Consider the following 20258-nt stretch of genomic DNA (forward strand, 5'->3'; position numbering starts at 1 on the left):
CATCCTGATAGAAAATCGCCGGCGTCGCCTGCAACCCCATCTCTTCCATCAGCGCCATGTTCGCTGCCAGCTTCTGCTGCACCGCTTCCGGTACCTGTTCCAGTGCCTTCAACTTGCTGGCCTTGCCGGCCATTTCATGTTCCTGCAATGCCTTGGCCGGGTCTTTTGCTGCCAGCAGCGCCGCCGACTTGCCCGGGCTGTCTTCGCGAATGATGCCGACCATGATATGGCGCAATTGCACCTTGCCCGACTTCACCCACGGCCGCGCCTGTTCCCAGAACATGTTGCAGTACGGGCAGTTCGGGTCGCTGAACAGGTACACCTTGCGTGGCGCATCGGCCTCGCCATCGGCGATCCAGGCGGTTTTCTCCATCTTCGCCCAGATTTCCTTGCTCATCGGCGCATAAACCAGCTTTTCCAGCGGCTCGGCGCTCAGGTCCTTGCCTTGCTCGTCGAACAGGTTGCCAACCAGCACGTGCTTGCCGTCAGGGGTGAGGTACAGGGCCAGGGCGTTGTTCTGGTACTCGGCGGCGTAACCGCGCAGGCCATTGGGTGCATTGAAGCTGCCCTTGATCACGGCGCCCTTGGCTTGCAGTTGCTGAACGGCCTTGGGCAGCTCTTCGGCCTGCAAGGTCGGGGCGGCCAGCAGGGCCAGGGACAGGGGCAGCAGTGCAGTCAGTCGCATGTCAGTTTCCTTGTACGGCGGAGGTGGGCGCAGAGGCCCGGTCGAAAGGTTCCAGGGCGTGGCGCAGGCTGGCCTTGGACAGCTCGCCCAGGTGGCTGCCGACCAGCCGCCCTTCGGCGTCGTAGAACAGGGTGGTGGGCAGCGCCATGGAGCCGACGCGCTGCGCCAGCAGACCGGTGCCGTCGAACAGCACGTGGGTCAGGCTCAGGCCGGTAGTGGCAAGGAAGGTGCTGACGTTTTCCGGGGTCTCGCCCTGGTTGACGAACAGGAACGTCACGTGCGGATAGTCGCTTTGCGCCTGTTGCAGCACTGGCATTTCCCGGCGGCAGGGCGGGCACCAGGTGGCCCAGATGTTGATCACCAGCGGCTTGCCACGGTAGCTGTGCAATGCGACGGATTGGCCGCCAGCGTTGCGCAGGGCAAGTTCCGGCAGTTCGGTGCCTTTGCTGTACAGGTGCCCGCCCAGGCTGGCCAGGCCCCAGAACAATGCGCCACTGAACAGCGCCCAGCCCAGCGGGCGACGCAGGCCCGGCTGGCGCCAGCCCTGCCACAGGGCCGCGAGGACGATACCGGCCAGGCCCGACCAGAACAGGAAGCCACCGTCGCGGATGTCGATGATCTGCAACGGCTCATCGCGGTACATCGGCCAGTAGGCCAGCACGAAGCCTGCACGGGCAGCCAGCACGCCGATCAGGAACAGGTTGAACAGCGCAGATTCCGGGCTTTCACCACCACGCCGGGCGACCCACCAGCCGACAACGCAGGCGATTCCCAGGGCGGCGAGCATCAGCAGGTGGTTGAGGGCCATGGTCAGTGGCCCGAGGGTTACGGTCAGCATCAGCCTTGGCTCCTGGTCTGGGCCCAGTGTTGCTGGAATGCGGCGGCGTCGACTTCACCGGTGATACGCCGTGCACGGCGCTCATCGCCTTCCGGGCCGATCCAGATGATGCTGGGCGGGCCGGGTACCTGATAGCGTTGCAGCAGGGCCTTGCTGGCCGGGCTGTCGGCGGTCACGTCCAGGCGCAACAGGTGCACGCCGGCCAGGCCGGTTTGTACATCGCTGCGGGCGAACACCTGTTTTTCCATGACCTTGCACGACACGCACCAGTCGGCATAGTAGTCGAGCATCACCCACTGGCCACGGGCCTTGGCCGCATCCAGTTCACGTTGCAAGTCTTCGGGGCGGCTCACGGTCACGAAGCTCTCCTCGGCATGCTGACCAGCAACGGGCATACCACCACCGGCGAACGGTCGCAGCGGTTGCCACAGATCGTCGCCACCTGCCGCAGCGCCTACCAGCAACAAGCCGCCCCACAGGGCACCCAACAGTGGCACGGCGCGCAATGCTGGCAGGCGCTGCAGGGCCGGCCAGCTGGCCCAGGCCAGGGCGATCAGCCAGGCGCCGCTCAGCGCCAGCAGCAGGGTGGCGGGCAGCAGGCTGCGCAGGGTGTACAGCGCCATGGCCAGGAACACGAAGCCGAACACCGCCTTGACCCGCTCCATCCAGGCGCCAGGGCGCGGCAAGTAGCGGTTGCCCAGGGTGACCAGCAACAGCAGCGGCACGCCCATGCCCAGGCCGAGGCTGAACAGCACCAGCGCACCTTGCAGCACGTCGCCGCTCTGGGCGATGTACAGCAACGCGCCGGCCAGAGGCGCGGTCATGCACGGCCCCATCAGCAGGCCCGACAACGCGCCGAGCAGCGCTGCACCGTAGAGGTTGCCACCACGGGTACCTTGCCCGGCACGGTCCAGGCGGTCACGCAGGGCGGCAGGCAGTTGCAGTTCGAAGGCGCCGAACATCGGCAGGGCCAGCAGCACGAACAGCCCTGCCAGGCTGCCCAGCAACCAGGGTTGTTGCAGCCAGGCTTGCAGGCTGGCGCCCAGTAGCGCGGCGACTACGCCCAGCGCGGCGTACACCAGCGCCATGCTCAGCACATACACCCCGGCCAGCAGCCAGCCGCGTCGGGCGCTGGCACCATTGCCCAGCACCAGCCCGGCAAGAATCGGCAGCATCGGCAGCGAGCAGGGGGTAAAGGCCAGCAGCAGGCCCAGGCCGAAGAACGCCAGCAGGCTCCAGGCCAGGTGGCCCTGTTGCAGGCCACTGGCCAATGCCTGGTCGCTGGCTTGTTCGGCGGCCGGCGCCACGCTGCCGCCAAGGTCGATCGAGGTGGTTTGCGGCGGGTAGCACAGGCCGGCGTCGGCGCAGCCCTGCCAGCCCAGGCGCAACTGGCCCTGTGCATTGGCCGGCAGCAGCAGTTCGAGCTGGTCGCGATACACCGCGCTGTCACCGAAGAACTCGTCATGGTGGTTGAGCGCCGCTGGCAGTTGCGGGTGCTGCTCGGGCGGCAGCCCGTCGAATTTCAGGCGTTTCTGGTACAGGTAGTAGCCAGGCTTGATCTGGAAGTACAGGCGCATCTGGCCGTCGGCCTGGCGGTCGTGGGTGAGCACGAAAGCCTGCTCCACCGGCAGGAAGTCCGGTTTCACGTCGAACGGGTTGGCCTGCAACGGGCCGGCCAGCAGCAGTGTAAGGAAGAGCAGGAGAACGCGCATGTCTTCGCCTTGGCAGATCTAGGAATGGGGCCATGCTGGATTGGGTCGATTAAATGAAGGTTAACTCAGGTGACTGGTCAGAGAGCGCATCAGGGCTTACAGGCGCATGTCGTGTAATTGTGCGCGCCTGTGAGATCGAGCGCCGCCCGCGCGGCGCTTCGCGGGGCAAGCCCGCTCCCACATTTGTTTCGGGCCAATTATTCCTGAGGCAGGGGCGCGCGGCCCCTTGGTGCCCGTCTAAATAGCGAGTCGAACAAACAAGGCGGTCGCGCGCAAATGCCACAGGCCACACTGGCCCGAAACAAATGTGGGAGCGGGCTTGCCCCGCGAAGCGCCGCGCGGGCGGCGCTCGATCTCCCAGGCGCTGAAAATCCCCAGGCGAACACCTGCCAGCCACACCCCCAATCCCGCCCATCAGCCTGGACACACCGCGACATATTGTCGGCTTGACTTTGCTTATGCCCACATTCTTGTTATAAAGTTGACGCAGAAGTCAGTTTTTTCTGACTCGCGCGACAAGGTTCTCACCCTTCCGAGTTCCCCGCACAAGAATCAAAAAAAACATGGGCAGACCCCCTGCTGCCCAGAGGATCAAGCATGTCCAACCGTGATATTTCCCGGCGCGCCTTCCTGCAAGGCGGCCTGATCGCTGGTGTCGGCGTGACCATGGCGCCACTTGGCAGCCAGGCATTTGCCGCGCTGATGGAAGAACGCGTTACCACCTCGCCGCAGAAGTGGATGAACCATGACGGCAAGGCGCGCTTGCGTAACGATGCCCTGTCCAAGGTGTGCGGCGACAAGGTGTTCGCCCGCGACATCCGCGCCAAGGATATGCCCGGCTGGCCGGCGCAGCAGGGCCATGCGCTGTTGCTGAAGGCGACCAAGGCCGACCGCATTTATGCAGGCCATGACCTGAGCCTGCTCGGTACCGACTTGCAGCCCGACCGCATCGTCACTGCCGCCGACCTGGAAAACGACGGTATCGCCTGGCCCGAGGCGCACTCGCCCGACCCGCTGTTGCCGCCCGGCAAGGTGCCGATGTTCATCGGCCACCCGGTCGCCATCCTCATCTGGCACGACTTCGAACGCTTCCGCCAGGCCAAGCGCAAGCTGCAGTTCAACGACAAGGCAATCCGCTACGGTGCCCAGGCGCCGCTGTACCAGCGCGACCCTTACGGCAGCTTCCGCTTTGTGCGCGTGGGCGGTGCCACGCCGTTTGATGACGATGAGTTCTCCAGCCTGAAGAACTCCATGCTGTTCCCCACCATTCTCAACCGCAAGCCGGTGTGGTCGAAGCAGCCCAACCAGCATGGCGACCTGACCGAGCAGGGGCTGTTCTACGCCAGGCGCATGGCCGAGCAACTGGACAACCCGCCCGAAGACTGGCTGGTGTTCGACGAGCGCTACAAGACGCCGTCCATCGAACCCGCCGCGCTGGAGCCCGACAACGGCAATGGCTGGTATGACCCGGCCACCGGCACGCTGCACTTCGTGGTCGCCACCCAGTGCCCGTTCGAAGTGGCGCAGGAATGCGTGCACATGATCAAGCCGTCGCGTTTCGCCCTGAACACGCTGAACATGCACCCGGGCTACACCGTTGGCTACGGCTCGAAAGACAACAACATCTTCGTCTTCTACGCTGCCGTGGCCGCGCTGTATGGCGCCGGTGTGCCGATCCGCCTGGCCAACGACCGCTACGAGCAGTTCCAGAGCGGCATCAAGCGCCATGCCTTTGATATCCGCTACCAGCTGGCCGTGGACAAGAAGGACAACAGCTTCAGGATCTTCCGCGCCGACATGAGCTGCGATGGCGGCGGGCGCATCAACTACAGCCCGTCGGTAGCTGCGGTGGGGGCTACTGCCGCGCAATCGATCTATTACATGCCGCAGAACGACTTGTCGGTTACCGCCTACTATTCGCGCGGTGTCGAAGCCGGCTCCATGCGCGGCTACGGCACCTTGCAAAGCATGGCGGCCACCGAAATGATGGTGGACGAGATTGCCGGGCGCCTGGGCGTCGATGCCATCGACCTGCGCCGCGCCAACGCGCTGAAGTCGGGCATGAAGAACACCCAGGGCGCGGTCCCGGCCGGTGCCCTGCGCTTGTACGAGATCCTCGACAAGGCTGCCGTGGATGACCGGTGGCGCAACCGCGACGCCCGCAAGCGGCAGATGGACGCGCAGGATCAGGACCACTGGTACGGCGTGGGCTTTGCCATCTGCCAGAAAGACTTTGGCACCGGCTCTGAAGCACCGATGGCCAGCGTGGAATTCAGCCGCGACGGCCGCATCAGCCTGCGCCACATCGGCACCGAACTGGGCACCGGCATGTCCACCTCGCAGGCCTTGGTGGTCAGCGATTTCCTGGGCCGCCCGGCCGACGAAGTAAAAACCGCCGTGACCGAATGGCCAGAGCTGCAACTGAGCACCAGCGGCAACCCGTACCTCATCAGCCAGCCTGAACAGAACGCTGCGCTGCGCAACCCGCGTTGGGTGGGCAAGCTGGCGTCGCCCTCGTCGGCGACCAACTCGGCGTTCTACTTCAGCCATGCCACCCGCGAAGCGGCGCGCGTGCTGTTCAACCACGGCCTGTGGCCGGCAGCCATGGCCATCTGGAGCCAGGGCCCGCATGGCGGCCAGGCCAACCCGCTGGTGGTGCGCCGGGAAAACGCGGTATGGGTCAACGGTGAGCTGACCGGCAACGGCTTGCAGCCGATCCCGTTTGCCCAGCTGGCACAAAAGGCCCACGACATGGGCCTGGTCACCGGCGCCAGCGTGCACGGTTTCAACCGCTGGAGCTGGGCCGAGGCCGATTTTGTCATCGACGGCGTACGCGAGCGCTTGCCGCTCGATGCCCTGGCGGTGAAATACGGCGATGGCGCGGTGAACGCCAAGAAGGCGCAGATGAGCAGCCACGGCTACCAGCTGCTCGACCGGCAGAACGCCAGCTACCCCGACACCCAGCTGAACAATGCCATGGTCACCTACTACAGCCCTGTAGCGACCATCGTTGAGGTCAAGGTCAACAAGGGCACCTTCGAGACGCAGGTGCTCAACCACCACAGCTGGATCGAGTGCGGCCGGGTGCTGGTGCCGGAGCTGGTCAAGGGCCAGCTCGAAGGCGGTATCGCCATGGGCATCGGCCACGCGCTGACCGAAGAAATGCCGTTGTACGAGGGCGGGCCCGGGGAGGGCGACTGGAACTTCAACCGCTACCGCCTGCCGCATGCGCGCGACGTGGCAGTGTGGACGCAGACCAGCGAAATCCTCCCGCCGCTGTCACCGACCGACCCGTCCAAGGGCATCGCCGAAGTGGTGATGATCCCGGTCGTCGGTGCCATCGGCAACGCCGTCGCGCATGCCATCGGCAAGCGCGTGCGCGATCTCCCCATCACCCCAGCCCGTATCAAGGAGGCCCTCAATGGCTAACCGTCCACTGCAACTGACCCTCAACGGTCAACCGGTCGGCCCGGTCGAGGTCCCCGATGACCTGGCGATGATCGACTACCTGCACGAACACCAGAACCTCACTGGTTCGCGCCTGGGCTGTGGCCAGGGCATCTGCCACGCCTGCGTGGTGATCGTCGACAACCCCGACGGCACCAGCGAGGAAGTGCGCACCTGCATCACCGGTGCCCACTACTTCGAGGGCAAGAAGGTCCGCACCATCGAGGGCCACGCCAGGCGCGACGAGAGCGGCAACCTGACGCTGAACCCTATCCAGCAGAAGTTCGTCGAGCTGTTCGCCTTCCAGTGCAGCTACTGTGCACCGGGCTTCGTCAACGCCGCCACGGTGCTGGTGGAAACCGCCCAGCGCCAGCCGCTGAAGCACAGCGAGGTGCAAGACCGCATCGAGGCCAGCCTCGGTCACCACATCTGCCGCTGCACCGGTTACGTGCGTTACTACGATGCCACCCGCAAGGTGCTCGACGACCTCGGTCTGGTCAAGGAGGGTTGAGCATGGGTTTCGTACGTAGCGCACTCGCGCTGGCCCTTGGCCTGGCGGTCAGCTCGGTTGCCCTGGCGGCCGACGAGGCGCAGGTCAAGCGCGGTGAATACCTGGCCCGCGCGGCGGACTGCATGGCCTGCCACACGGCCGAAGGTGGCGCGCCGTATGCCGGCGGCCTGCCCATTCATTCGCCGTTCGGCACCATTTATGGCAGTAACATCACCCCGGACAAGCAGTACGGCATTGGCAACTACAGTGCCGACGAGTTCTTTGCTGCGGTTACCCAGGGCAAGCGCAAGGACGGCGCCAACCTTTACCCGGCGATGCCGTATACCTCGTACCACCTGATCAAGCGCGAGGATTCGGACGCGATCCTTGCCTACCTGATGACCATCCCGCCGATCAACCGCCCGGCCCCGCAGACCGCACTGCGTTTCCCGTTCAACGTGCGCATGGGCCTGAGTGGCTGGAACATGCTTTACGGCAAGAGCGTGCAGCTGCAACCGAGCGAGGGTAAAAGCCCGGCCTGGCAGCGTGGGCAGTATATGGTCGAGGTGATGGGCCATTGCGGCGAGTGCCATACCCCGCGTAACCCGATTGGCGCATTGCAGCAGGACCAGCGCCTGACCGGCGGCCTGCTTGGCGGTTACCTGGCGCCCAGCCTGCTGGCCCAGGACCTGGCCGAGCGCGGCTGGACCCAGCCGGACCTGACCACCTTCCTCAAGCATGGCATCAGCGCCCAGGGCAGCATGTTCAACGAGATGTTCCCGGTGGTGCATCACAGCACCCAACACCTGGAGGACGTCGACCTGGCGGCCATGGCCACCTACCTGCTGGGCGACCAGCCGCCCAAGGCCAAGGTGATCGAGGCGGTGCCGCTTGCGCAACTGACCGACAGCGCCAAGCGTGGCCGCCAGCAGTACCTGAACGTCTGCGCCGGCTGCCATGGTGTCGACGGCGAGGGTAAGCCGCACATTGCCGTGGCCATGCAGGGCAACACCGTGCTGCGCCAGGCTGACTCGCGCAACCTGGTCAAGGTTATCCTCGAAGGCATCCGTGAACAGCAGTTCACCGGCTTTGAGCGCATGCAGCCGATGCCAGGCTTTGCCGACAAGCTCGACGACCACCAGGTGACGGATATGGTCAACTACCTGCGCCAGGCCTGGGGTGGATTGCCCGGTGACCTGAACGTACAGCAGCTCGCCGAGCTGAAGGCGGAGTAAACGTGCAGCATCTCGATCTACAGGTGATCCGCCAGGCGTTGCAGTGGTCGTGCAATGGCCAGCGGGTGTGGCTGTGCACGGTGCTTGCCACCTATGGTTCGGCGCCGCGTGCGCCGGGCTCGCTGCTGGCGGTGAATGCCAGCGGTCAATGGCTGGGTTCGCTGTCGGGTGGTTGCGTAGAGGACGACTTCCTTGAGCGCGTGGGGTTGGGAGAATTCCCCGAGCCGGTGGCCATTGTGCGGTATGGCGATGGCAGCGACGCGCGTTCCAGCATCCGCCTGCCGTGTGGTGGCGTGCTTGAGGTGCTGGTGGAAAACCTGGCAGCCGAGTGCGAGGTGCAGGCGCATCTGCGTGAACTGGAAAGCGCCCTGTCGGGCCAGCGCCGGGTGCTGCGCGAGGTGCGCTTGCCCGAGGGAACTCGCCAGCTGGCCGTTGACCACAGCCAGGGGCCACGCGTCGAACGGCAAGGTGCCGGGGTGCGCCTGCGTGTCGGCGCTGCCCAGCGCCTGCTGCTGGCCGGCTATTCGAGTGTGGCGCATTTCTGTGCGGAGTTCGGCAGGGGCATGGGCTTTGAAGTCATCCTGTGTGAGCCGCGTGACGAGGTGCTCGACGGCGTGCGGCTGGACGGCATCGAGGTGCGCCGCGAACTGCCGTCGGAATTTATCGCCAAGGGCGGTTGCCATGCCGACACGGCGGTGGTTGCATTGACCCATGATCCGAAAATCGATGACCTGGCCATGCTTGAAGCGGTGCGTACCGACGCGTTCTACATTGGCGTGATGGGCTCGAAAGCCACCTCCGACAAGCGCCGCGAGCGGTTGCAGCGCATTGGCGGCCTGGGCGGTGCCGAGCTGGCGCGCATTCATGCGCCAATCGGCCTGAACCTGGGCAGCAAGACCCCAGCCGAAATTGCCCTGGCAGTGCTCGCCGATATCCTGCGCCTGCGCAACGGCATCGGGCGGGCTGCGCTGTGAGCGTGGTCGCGCTGGTGCTGGCGGCCGGGCGCGGTATGCGTTTCGGTGCTGACAAGCGCCGGGCGGCACTGACTGATGGGCGCAGCTTGCTGGCGCATAGCGTGGAGCGGGCGAGGGCGGTGTTCGACGATGTGCGCGTGGTGCTGCGTGCGGGGGAGCGGGCCGAGGATTTTGGTTTGCCTGCCGGTTGCCGGGTCATCGTCAGCCCGGATGCGGCGCTGGGGATGGGGCACAGCCTGGCGGCCGGGGTCGGGTCGTTGGGCGACAGCCACGCGCAGGCGGTGGCGATCCTGTTGGGTGATATGCCGTGGATAGAATCGGTAACCTTGCAGCGTCTGGTCGAGGCTTCCCGCGCTTCGAACATCGTGTTGCCGCGCCATGCGGGGCAGCAGGGGCATCCGGTGATCTTCGGGCGCGATTTCTGGCCGGCGCTGGGGCAGTTGTCTGGGGATGAAGGGGCGCGGGGGGTGGTGCGCGCGCAGCGGGATTGTTGTGTGGAGGTTGAGGTGGAGGATGCAGGGGTGTTGCGGGATGTGGATACGCCGCAGGGGTTGATGTAGGCCTGGGGTGTTCGCCGCAGCATGTTCTGCGCCTGTGAGATCGAGCGCCGCCCGCGCGGCGCTTCGCGGGGCAAGCCCGCTCCCACATTTGTTTCGGGCCAATCCATCCTGTGAGATGGCCTCTGTCCGCCTGGTTTGTTCCCTTCGATATTGAAGGGGTAGCAGTTTCTCTTCAGCAATCTCCTGTCATACAAAAGGGGCGCGCGCCTAAGGCACAGGAATAATTGGCCCGAAACAAATGTGGGAGCGGGCTTGCCCCGCGAAGCGCCGCGCGGGCGGCGCTCGATCTCACTGGCGCAGAATATGTTGTGGCGAACACCCGCCCCAGGCCGAACTCCCCCAACCCAGCCACAAAAGGTCCATAATCCCCCCTTAATCCCTGCATAGTGCAATGCCAGCCACACCACTCCGGGAGCCCCACCATGCACGTTCTGCTCTGCGAGGACGACGACCTGATCGCCGCCGGCATCTGCGCCGGCCTTACCGCCCAGGGCCTGACCGTGGACCGGGTGGGCAACGCCGCGGCTGCGCGGGCAATGCTGCAGGCCGCGCAGTTCGACGTGATGATTCTCGACCTCGGCCTGCCCGATGAGGATGGCCTCAAGCTGCTGCGCCGCTTGCGCGAAAAAGGCGAAACCTTGCCGGTACTGGTGCTCACTGCCCGCGATGCGGTCACCGACCGCGTCGACGGCCTGCAGGCCGGCGCCGACGACTACCTGCTCAAACCGTTCGACCTGCGCGAACTGGCCGCACGCCTGCACACCCTGCTGCGCCGGGTGGCCGGGCGGGCGGTGAATGTGATCGAGCACGGGCCGCTGCGGTATGACCCCAGCAGCTGCGAGGCAACCCTGGCCCGGCAACCGGTCGACCTGTCCCGCCGCGAGCAGGCCTTGCTCCAGGCGTTGTTGCAGAACCCTGGGCGGGTGCTGTCCAGCGAACAACTGAAAGACTGCGTGTACGGCTTCAGCGACGAAGTCGAGAGCAACGCCCTGAACGTGCATATCCACCATCTGCGGCGCAAGCTGGGCAACGGTATCGTCGAGACCGTGCGTGGCCTGGGTTACCGGCTGGGCCCGGCACAGGCACCGCAAGAGGCTGCATCGTGAGCCTGCGGGTACGCCTGAGCCTGATCCTGGGCAGCGCCTTTGTGATCATCTGGGTGCTGGCCGCTGCGTGGATGCTGCGTGACTTGCGCCAGCAGATGATGTTTTCCCTCGATCAGCGTCTGGTGGCGTCGGCACGCATGGTCGCCGGGCTGATCGACCAGTTGCCCCAGCCACTGACTGCCAAGGGCGGCGAAGCACACTTTTCCGCCGACCAGTTCAGCGTGCCGGATGGCATGGCCTGCCAGGTCAGCTCGCTGCGTGGCGAAATCCTCGCCAGCAACCATAAGCACGATGGCGCCATGGACGATGAGCGCAGTGGCTTCCGCGACCAGACCATCGATAACGCACTGTGGCGCACCTTCACCTATAACCATGGCGATGTACGCATCACCACTGCCGACCGGCACATGGAGCGCGAGGCGCTGAACCAGTCGATCCTGCTGGCGGCTTCGGCGCCGGTGCTGATGGCCCTGCTCGGCAGCCTGGGGCTGTTGTGGATTGGTCTGGGCAAGGGCCTGGAGCCGCTCAACCGTATGCGCGACGCCTTGCGCCGAAGGCGTGTGGACAGCGTCGAGCCGTTGCAGGTGGCAGGCATGCCCAGCGAGCTGCAACCCTTGCTGGAAACCCAGAACCAGCTGTTCCTGCGCATTGCCCAGACCCTCGAGCGCGAACGGCGCCTGACCGACGACGCGGCCCATGAACTGCGCAGCCCGCTGACGGCAATCAAGACCCACCTGCAAGTGGCGCGTATGACCGATGGTGCGGTGCGCGAGCAGGCGTTGGAACATGCCGAGCAAGGTGCCGACCGCATGCACCGCACGCTGGAGCAGTTGCTGATGCTGGCGCGGGTGGAGGGTAGCCTGTCGTTCGACGATGGCGTGCAGTGCAGCGCCGAGCAGGTGGCCCGGCAGGCAGTACAAGACGCCGGTGGGGGGGATAACCGCCGCATTGTCTTGCGTTTGCCTGAAGAGGCGACGCAGATTTACCTGGGTATGCCGGCACCGTTGGCGGTGGCAGCGCTGCGCAATCTGCTGGACAACGCCTTGCGCCATGGCGGCGATGAGGCGGTGGAACTGGAAGTGCAGATGGCTGGCGGGCAGGTGGGCTTCATGGTGCGCGACCATGGGCCGGGCATTGCCGAGGCGGACCTTGAGCATTTGACCGAGCGCTTCTGGCGTAACGGGCAGAGTGGTGGTTGTGGGTTGGGGCTGGCGATCGTACAGGCGATTGTGCAGCGGTGTGCCGGTAGCCTGCGCTTTGACAGCCGTAGCGATGGGTTGCGGGTGCTGTTGCAAGTGCCGGCGCGCTCGGGGCATTGATCTTCATCGCCTGTGCCGGCCCTTTCGCGGGCGCGCCCGCTCCCACAGGTACTGCACGGGTTTCAAGATTTGTGCGGTCCCTGTGGGAGCGGGCGTGCCCGCGAAGGGGCCGGCACAGGTAAAGCAAAATCCTGCAACAACGGCTAAATCCTCCCCGCACTCAAGCGTTTTCAAAGCGATAACCGCTCATTCGCTTGCTTGCGAGGATTCACCCATGTCCACCGCTTCCAGCCTTGCCCAGCTCCCGCCGGCCAGCGTGCCGCAGCCACTCTACGAATTCACCGACTCCCCGCTGTTGCAACGCCAGCAGCAACAGGAGTCCAACGCCCGCAGCTATCCACGGCGTATTCCGCTGGCGCTCAAGCGCGCCCGCGGCATCCATGTGGAAGATGTCGAAGGCCGCCAGTTCATCGATTGCCTGGCCGGCGCCGGCACGTTGGCGCTGGGCCATAACCACCCGGTAGTGGTCGAGGCGATCCAGCGGGTATTGGCAGAAGAGCTGCCCCTGCACACCCTGGACCTGACCACGCCGGTCAAGGACCGCTTCGTTCAGGACCTGTTCGGCATCCTGCCCGAGGCACTGCGCCGTGAGGCCAAGGTGCAGTTCTGCGGCCCGACCGGCACCGACGCGGTGGAGGCGGCGCTCAAGCTGGTACGCATGGCCACCGGCCGCAGCACCGTACTGGCCTTCCACGGCGCCTACCATGGCATGAGCCAGGGCGCGTTGAGCCTTATGGGCAGCCATGGGCCGAAGCAGCCACTGGGGGCCTTGCTGGGTAGCGGTGTGCAGTTCATGCCGTACCCTTACGACTACCGCTGCCCGTTCGGCCTGGGTGGCGAAGCCGGGGTCAAGGCCAACCTGCATTACCTGGAAAACCTGCTGCTCGACCCGGAAAGCGGTGTGCCGCTGCCGGCGGCGGTCATCCTGGAAGTGGTGCAGGGTGAGGGCGGGGTGGTTCCGGCCGATATCGAGTGGCTCAAGGGTGTGCGCCGGATCACCGAGCAGGCCGGCGTGGCGCTGATCGTCGACGAGATCCAGAGCGGTTTTGCCCGCACCGGGCGCATGTTCGCCTTTGAGCATGCCGGCATCGTGCCAGATGTGGTCACCTTGTCCAAAGCCATTGGCGGCAGCCTGCCGCTGGCGGTGGTGGTGTACCGCGACTGGCTGGATACCTGGAAGCCGGGTGCCCACGCTGGCACGTTCCGTGGCAACCAGATGGCCATGGCGGCGGGCTCGGCGGTAATCAATTACCTGGTGGAACACCGGTTGGCCGAGCATGCCGAGGCCATGGGGCTGCGCTTGCGCAAGCACCTGTTGCAGTTGCAGCGCGATTACCCGCAACTGGGTGATGTGCGCGGGCGCGGGTTGATGCTTGGGGTGGAGCTGGTGGATCCGCAGGGCAAGCGGGATGCCTTGGGCCACCCGGTTGCCAACCGCGAGCTGGCGGCCAAGGTGCAGCGTGAATGCCTGAAGCGCGGGTTGATTCTGGAGCTGGGTGGGCGGCATGGCGCCGTGGTGCGCTTCCTGCCGCCGCTGATCATCAGTGGCGAGCAGATCGATGACGTGGCGCAGCGCTTTACCGAGGCCTTCATCGCGGCAGTCTGACCGACCGCCGGGGCCGCTGTGCGGCCCCTGTGGGAGCGGTCGTGCCGAGGCGTCGAACCGCCGCGAACACCGGCGCAGCCGGTGCCATGCACCGCGTTGGATTCTTCGCGGGCACGCCCGCTCCCACAGGGTACGCGGTGCGCTCGGCATCAGTTCTCTGCGCGACAGCGCAGCCCAATGGGCTAGGCAATCTCCCACAGAGGTCCTGCTAAAATCAGTCGAATGTGCGCCCGGCCCGCCAATACCCCATCAAGGTCAGGCATTCACGCTGCAACCCGCGCTCCTTGATCAGATACCGACGAATATCCATCACCGTCGCCGATTCCCCCGCCACCCAGGCATGAAACGTACTGCTGGCGCTGCTGGCCTGTTCCCACAGGATCCGCGTATCGATATCCACGTCTTCCAGCTTCGCCCGGGGCGCGGCAGCACCCTGTGGCAGGCTGGCCAGTTCACGCACGGCATGTTGCATGGCGTGGCCATGTTCGCATTGCAGCACTTCGCGCGGCAGCCAGTGCAGCTGGGTGGCAGGGCCGTGGTGCAGGTCCAGGCAGTCGGCCTCCAGGGGCACTTCGATGAACGCCTGTACAGCCAGGTCAGGTTGCTTGCCAGCCAGTTGTTCAAGAATGCCAGCGATGGCCGGCAGCGCCGTCTCGTCGCCAACCAGCAGCACATTGTGCACCCCCTGTGGCGGTTTCCATTCGTAGCCGCCGGGGTCGCCTGCATAGGCCAGGTTGGGCGCGACCATCTGCAAGCCGTCACCCACCTGCGCATGGGTAGCCCAGGCCGAGGCCGGGCCGTTCACGCCATGCAGCACGAAGTCGACATCCACCTCCATGGCTTCGCGGCGCAGGGCGCGAATGGTGTAGGTGCGCATCGGCGGGCGCTGGGCGGCAGGCAATGCGCTGTGCGCGGTCTTCCAGTGCAGGTCGTTGCTCAGGCTGGGCAATGAGCCGTCAGGGGCGGGGAACAGCAGCTTGACGCGCTGGTCCGGCGCCAGCGTGCTCATTTCGGCGACATCCGGGCCGGTGAACACCAGGCGGGTCAGCGATGGGCTGAGTTGAATGCGGCGGACAAGCACCAGGTCGAAGATGCGGTAGGCGCCGGTGGCCGGCGTGCGGCCCTTGATCAGGCGGCGCAGGCCTTGCTGCAGCGCTTGGGTGATGCTGGCGGAGCTGGACATGCAGGAGCCTCTTGCTGGCGGTTTTCTCTAGGGACGAGCCGCCAGCACTGCAAATTAGCCCCGCACGAGTCGTTACCAGCCGCGCCCCGAGTTCACCCAGAAGTTCACCGACAGCGAGGTGGATACCGACTCCACCTGATGGAACCAGCCTTCAGGCAGGAACAGCAGGTCACCGGCCTGCAGCACCACGCGCAGGAACGGCACGTCGCGTGCTGCCGGGAAGCGCTGGTAGTCCGGGGCGTCGGGGTTGAAGTCGCAGCCGTCCAGGCCGCCTTTGGGGCTGGTCGACCAGGTGCCCACGGCCGGGCGGTGGTGCGGGGCGGCGAGGATGAACGACTTTTGCCCCCAGACCTGGGCAAACAGGTTGTCGGTGTCGTCACGGTGCAGGGGTGTCAGCGTGCCCTTGGGGCCGATCCAGATGCGCGGTGCGATGAATTTTTCGCGTGCGAAGTACTGCGGGTAGCGGATCAGCGTCAGCAGCTTTTCCGGCACGATGTTGTTGCCCATGTAGGCCGGGGTTTCACCTGGTTTTGCCGGGGTATCCAGCGAGGCGATGAACTCGGCCATGGAGGTGGAGCGGAAATCGCGGTCGGTGGAGAAGGTTTTCTTCACGTAGTCGCCGTGCCGGGTGATGCCCTGCAGCTCGGCGAAATGTTGCAGGGAGGCTTCGCGGCCCATGGTGAACAGCGGCCAGTCCTGCAGGGCATCGCTGATGACCACCGGGGTGCCATGCACCAGGTACTCGCTCTGGAAGCGTGCCAGCGGCATGTCGCTGCGGGCAATGCGCGCCACCTCGCGCTGCACCGGCAGTGCGGCCGATACCCGTTCGCTGAAGCGTGCCGGGGTGGGGTAGCGCTGGTTCATCGATGCCTTGGCAACCGGGGTACCGCGGCGGGCGTTGCTGATGATTTGCGGCAGCAGCGTGGCCAGGCCCATGTTGCCGGTGATTTTCAGGCGTGCGCTGGCGAACAGTTCCTCGACGTTGGCGGTGCCGCCCATGATGCCGAGGAAGTCGCGCTCGGCCACCTCGATGGTGACGTCCGGCGCGCTGTGCCGGCCGGCGCCAGTGCGGCTCATGTCGCGCACCTCCGACCAGAAGGCCCGGTCGTGGCCGAAGACGAACTGGAATACGCCTTCGATGCCGACGGCATGGGCGTTGGCGAACAGTTTGCTGAGAATGCTCTGAAGGTCCACGGTGTGCCTCTGGCGGTCTTTCGTTGTGCAGGGATAACGAGCGCCTGCGCCAAGGATTTAGCCGTTTGGGCGGGTAATTTTCCGGCGTGCTGCTACGTCCCGTAGGGATGCTCACATTGTTGACCCAAGGAACCCCTATGGCACTGCACCCTGATCTGGCGGCATTTCTGGAACTGGTCGAATTTGGCCGGCTGACGGGCAGGAGCCTGCCCATGCACGCGATGGACGTGGCCCAGGCCCGGGCCGAGTTCGCCGGCAGCTCGCAAGTGCTCGACCCGAGCCCGCCGGGCGACGTCCAGGTCAGTGAGCTGCGCATCACTGCGCGTGACGGGGCCAGCCTGGCGGCCCGCTTGTACCGCCAGGGCGATGCCGGCGATGCCCTGCAGCCGGTGATCCTCTACCTGCATGGTGGCGGCTACGTGGTTGGCAGCCTCGATTCGCACGATTCGGTGTGCCGTCGGCTGGCGGCCCTGGGCGAGTTTGCGGTGCTGGCGGCAGACTACCGGCTGGCGCCGGAGCAGCAGTTCCCGGTGGCCCTGCATGACGTGCTGGACGCCGCTAACTGGCTGGCGGAGCAGGCGGCGGCGCTGGGGCTGGATAACCGGCGGGTGGTGTTGGCGGGGGATAGCGTGGGTGCAAGCCTGGCGGCGGTATTGGCCATTACCGCTGTCGAGCAACCCGAAGCGCTGGCGTTCAAGCCGCTGGCGCAGTTGCTGTTCTATCCTGTGACGGATACTTCCTGCCAACGGGGCTCGCACCGCGAGCATGCCGAGGGCTACCTGCTGGAGACGCCAACCCTGGAGTGGTTCTACCAGCACTATGCGCCGCAGCCCGAGCAGCGGCTGGACTGGCGTGTGTCACCGCTGCTGTCGACGCTGCGCACACCGTTGGCGCCGGCGTACCTGTTCGTGGCCGAGTATGACCCGCTACATGATGAAGGCATTGCCTATCGTGACTGGTTGCTGGCGGGCGGGACGGCGGTGACCTTTGCCCGGATGGAGGGGCTGACCCATGATTTCCTGCGCATGTCGGGGATTGTTGGGCAGGTGGAGGGGATTTACCGGGACGTTGGGGAGTGGTTGCAGCGGGTAGCTGGCCAGTCTTGACTTGATATTGCCGGGGGCGCTTTGCGCCCCTATCGCGACACAAGGCCGCTCCCACAAAGACCTGTATGCCGCTGATCAATGTGGGAGCGGCCTTGCGTCGCGATGGGCCGCAAAGCGGCCCCAGGTGATCACCCGCGAACGCGCTTCTTCAGCACGTCCACCAACCGCTCGATCTCTGCCTCGGTATTCAGCAGCCCGGGCGCCGTACGCACCACCGGCCCGGCATCGCGCGACACCGCATCCACCACGATACGCTGGCTGTTGAGGTATTTGGCCACCTCATCGGCATCCTGCCCCTTGACCCGGAAGAAGCAGAACCCCGCCGAATAGCGGGTGCTGCGTGGCGTCACCAGCTCGATGCCCGACAGTGCCTCAAGCCGCTGCTTGAGCAAGTCGTTCAGCCCGTGAATGCGCGCCTGTACCGCCGCCTTGCCCAGTTGCAAGTGCAACTCGAACGCCTTGCCCAGCGCCCAGCGGTGCTCGAACGCATGGTAGCCACCGGGCGTCATCACCGTAGCGAAATCCTCGTTTTCGGAAAACGTGGCGATGGTCGGGGTCAGCTGCTTCAGCTCTGTAGACGCTGCGCAAATGATTCCGGTACCCCGAGGCCCGAACATCCACTTGTGCGTGCCGGCGATGAAGTAATCGCAGTTGAAGTCGGCAAAGCGACTATCTTCAACGCCAAAACCATGCACGCCGTCGATCACATAGATGATCTGGTCCTGCTCGTCACGCTGGCGATTGACCTCGCGCACGAGTTTGCCGATCTCGCCCACAGGCAACTTCACGCCACTGCCCGAGTGCACCCAGGTCATGCCCAGCACCCGGGTTTTCGGCCCGATGGCGGCTGAAATGGTAGCCAGCACCTGGTCGGTGCTGACCTTGGCGGGGTCTTCGAACAGGCGCAGGCGGCGTACGGGTGTGCCGTCGCGCGTGGTCCGAAAACCCATGGTATGGCGTGCTGCCGAGTGCTCGTGGACGGTTGTGAGTATTTCCTGCCCCGGCGCGATTTTCAATCCGCCATAGATCAGCCCCAGGCCCTCGGTGGTGCTGCCGGTCAGGGCGATCTGCCGTGGCGTTACTTCAAGGTAACGTGCAGCCCATTCGCGCACTGCGGCTTCGTGCTTCCACTCCGACTGGCTGTCCCAGTCGACCATGCGTGCCGGTTGTCGGTCGAATTGGCTGCGCAGGGCCTCGATGGCCTCGCGCACGGGCTTGGGGTGCGAGGTAATCAGGAAGTTGGCGAAGTGCGCATAGGCAGGGTCCAGCTCGAACAGGCCGCGAAACGCGGCCCAGTTATCTGCACTGGCGGGTTGCGCCGCTGCGGCACGGGCGGTAGGCAGCAGCGGGCCGGGGCCGGTCAGGGGCAGGGCGGCCGCCAGCAGGCCGGCCTGCTTGAGAAAGGTACGACGATGGTTCATCAAGGTGCTCGACAGGGTCAGTGGGACGAAGTGGCAACAGGCTGCCCGGCGCGCTGTACTTGCTCCCACACCCGCAGGAAGTTGCCGCCCCAGAGCTTGGCGATATCCGCTTCGGAGTAGCCGCGGCTGATCAGCTCGGCGGTGACGTTGCGGGCCTGGCTGGCGTCCTGCCAGCCGTCGATGCCGCCGCCTTCGTTGAAGTCCGAGCTCAGGCCGACATGGTCGATGCCCACTTTGCGCACGGTGTAGTCGATGGCATCGCCGTAGTCCTTCAGCGTGGCTGGCGGCTCTTCGTCGAGAATGCCGTACAGCTCGTTGGCGTACTGGCCAACCTTCTGCTCGGGCCAGCCGGCGATCACCGGGTCGCCGGGCATCAGCGCGTAATTGAGGTTGGCCAGCGGCGGCAGGTCGTAGCGGGCACGCAGGGCGTTGAGTTTGTCCTGGGTCTTGCTGGTCAGCGGCTTGAGGTAGGTGGAGAAGGCCACCAGCTGGATCACCCCGCCGCTGTCCTTGATCAGTTGCAGCTCCTTGTCGGAGAGGTTGCGGTTGATGTCGACCATGGCCCGTGGCACCGAGTGCGAGGCCACCAACGGCGCGCGGCTGAGGGCGGCCACCTGGGCCAGCGCCTTGCTCGACATCTGCGACACGTCGATGATCACGCCCAGGTCATTCAGCCGTTGCACCGCGCGCTTGCCGGTTGGTGACAGGCCATCCAGCGCATCGACGGTGTCGTTGAAGAACGGTAGCGGGCGTGAGGAGTCGGCCCAGCTGTTGTTGCCCACATAGCTGAAACCGAACATGCGTACGCCGCGTGCGGCCCAGCGGTCGAGCTGGTCGATATCATCGCCCAGCGCATAGGCGTTGAGCATGCTGAGGAATACCGCGAACTTGCCTTCGCCATGCAGGCGCCGCATGTCTTGCGGGGTATAGGCAATGCCGACCTGTTGCGGGAAGTCGCGGACCATGGCGGTGATGGCGTTGAAGCGCACTTCCTGGGTGTGGCGAGCGGCCTCGACAAAACCTGGGGTAGGGCGGTGCGGGCCATCGTTGCCGGTCCAGGATTCTGGCCAGGCGAAGATGGTCAGGGCGGCGCTCGACAGGCGCCCGCGGGCCGCCTTGGCCAGGTCGAAGCGGCCACCGCCGTCCTTGTCGGCTTCGCTGCCTTCAGTGCCAAACGTCAGCGGCAGGGTGATATGGCTGTCGAACGAGATGATGCGTTCCTGCAGGTCGTTGGCCTGGCGGGTCACCTCGCGGGAATAGCCGGCAGGTGTGGCCAGGTAATACCAGGCGGCAAACCCGGCGCCGGCGGCAACAGCCGTGGCCAGGCTGATAAACAGGGCTTTCTTCCAGCGTGGAGTCGTCATCTTGGTCTCAGTAGGTTC

At 65.4% G+C, this 20258-nt stretch carries 16 protein-coding genes; 9 read left to right on the forward strand and 7 right to left on the reverse strand.

All coding sequences use genetic code 11. The features are described 5' to 3' along the window. The 3 genes from dsbG to dsbD form a co-directional block, all read right to left on the reverse strand. Positions 1-685, reverse strand: a 685-nt coding sequence (gene dsbG, locus ACIQUI_RS17290) for a thiol:disulfide interchange protein DsbG (protein ID WP_403200738.1), incomplete at its 3' end; no start/stop codon positions are given. Position 686: 1 nt separating this feature from the next. Beyond that, positions 687-1523, reverse strand: a complete 837-nt coding sequence (locus ACIQUI_RS17295) for a prolipoprotein diacylglyceryl transferase family protein (RefSeq protein WP_403200741.1) — start codon at positions 1521-1523, stop codon at positions 687-689. Then, the gene (dsbD, locus tag ACIQUI_RS17300; protein ID WP_403200743.1) at positions 1523-3235 is read right to left on the reverse strand and encodes a protein-disulfide reductase DsbD; all 1713 of its coding nucleotides are present in this window, start codon (positions 3233-3235) and stop codon (positions 1523-1525) included. Before dsbD ends, ACIQUI_RS17295 begins: the two co-directional genes overlap by 1 nt. A 597-nt stretch (positions 3236-3832) precedes the next feature. Here dsbD and ACIQUI_RS17305 point away from each other — a divergent pair. From ACIQUI_RS17305 to ACIQUI_RS17340, 8 genes are all read left to right on the forward strand, one after another. Beyond that, complete coding sequence (locus ACIQUI_RS17305; RefSeq protein ID WP_403200746.1) at positions 3833-6664, forward strand: xanthine dehydrogenase family protein molybdopterin-binding subunit; 2832 nt, start codon at positions 3833-3835, stop codon at positions 6662-6664. Next, a complete protein-coding gene (locus ACIQUI_RS17310; RefSeq protein WP_403200748.1) occupies positions 6657-7193 on the forward strand; it encodes a (2Fe-2S)-binding protein in 537 nt (178 codons plus the stop codon). The genes ACIQUI_RS17305 and ACIQUI_RS17310 overlap by 8 nt, the downstream gene beginning before the upstream one ends. Before the next feature lie 2 nt (positions 7194-7195). Next, positions 7196-8407 carry a cytochrome c gene (locus ACIQUI_RS17315; protein WP_403200751.1) on the forward strand — a complete coding sequence of 404 codons (1212 nt, stop codon included), beginning with the start codon at positions 7196-7198 and terminating at the stop codon, positions 8405-8407. A 2-nt stretch (positions 8408-8409) separates the two neighbouring features. Further along, positions 8410-9381: an XdhC family protein gene (locus ACIQUI_RS17320; RefSeq protein ID WP_403200753.1), complete on the forward strand. Its 972-nt coding sequence runs from the start codon at positions 8410-8412 to the stop codon at positions 9379-9381. Beyond that, positions 9378-9941, forward strand: coding sequence for an NTP transferase domain-containing protein (locus tag ACIQUI_RS17325; protein ID WP_403200756.1), 564 nt, complete (start codon positions 9378-9380; stop codon positions 9939-9941). The genes ACIQUI_RS17320 and ACIQUI_RS17325 overlap by 4 nt, the downstream gene beginning before the upstream one ends. 422 nt (positions 9942-10363) lie before the next feature. Continuing rightward, positions 10364-11047, forward strand: a complete 684-nt coding sequence (locus ACIQUI_RS17330; RefSeq protein WP_403200758.1) for a response regulator — start codon at positions 10364-10366, stop codon at positions 11045-11047. Continuing rightward, entirely contained in the window at positions 11044-12366 is a 1323-nt protein-coding gene (locus ACIQUI_RS17335) for an ATP-binding protein (RefSeq protein ID WP_403200761.1), read from the forward strand. Before ACIQUI_RS17330 ends, ACIQUI_RS17335 begins: the two co-directional genes overlap by 4 nt. Positions 12367-12580: 214 nt before the next feature. Then, the gene (locus tag ACIQUI_RS17340; RefSeq protein WP_403200764.1) at positions 12581-13972 is read left to right on the forward strand and encodes an aspartate aminotransferase family protein; all 1392 of its coding nucleotides are present in this window, start codon (positions 12581-12583) and stop codon (positions 13970-13972) included. A 214-nt stretch (positions 13973-14186) separates the two neighbouring features. On the opposite strand, the gene ACIQUI_RS17345 is transcribed toward ACIQUI_RS17340, so the two are convergent. Beyond that, a complete protein-coding gene (locus ACIQUI_RS17345; RefSeq protein WP_403200767.1) occupies positions 14187-15155 on the reverse strand; it encodes a siderophore-interacting protein in 969 nt (322 codons plus the stop codon). A 72-nt stretch (positions 15156-15227) separates the two neighbouring features. Continuing rightward, positions 15228-16349: a cupin-like domain-containing protein gene (locus ACIQUI_RS17350; protein ID WP_403200770.1), complete on the reverse strand. Its 1122-nt coding sequence runs from the start codon at positions 16347-16349 to the stop codon at positions 15228-15230. 137 nt (positions 16350-16486) lie between these two features. Between ACIQUI_RS17350 and ACIQUI_RS17355 the strand changes: the two genes are divergently transcribed. Continuing rightward, entirely contained in the window at positions 16487-17455 is a 969-nt protein-coding gene (locus ACIQUI_RS17355) for an alpha/beta hydrolase (protein WP_403200773.1), read from the forward strand. 128 nt (positions 17456-17583) lie between these two features. Here ACIQUI_RS17355 and ACIQUI_RS17360 read toward each other — a convergent pair whose 3' ends face one another. Together ACIQUI_RS17360 and ACIQUI_RS17365 are read right to left on the reverse strand one after the other, a co-directional pair. Next, positions 17584-18876 (reverse strand): aminotransferase class V-fold PLP-dependent enzyme, encoded by a 1293-nt coding sequence (locus ACIQUI_RS17360; RefSeq protein ID WP_403200775.1) that lies wholly within the window; start codon positions 18874-18876, stop codon positions 17584-17586. A gap of 17 nt (positions 18877-18893) precedes the next feature. Further along, entirely contained in the window at positions 18894-20240 is a 1347-nt protein-coding gene (locus tag ACIQUI_RS17365; protein ID WP_403200777.1) for a dipeptidase, read from the reverse strand. Between the last annotated feature and the right edge of the window lie 18 nt (positions 20241-20258).

The organism is Pseudomonas sp. NPDC090592 (assembly GCF_044769185.1).
Taxonomy (GTDB): domain Bacteria; phylum Pseudomonadota; class Gammaproteobacteria; order Pseudomonadales; family Pseudomonadaceae; genus Aquipseudomonas.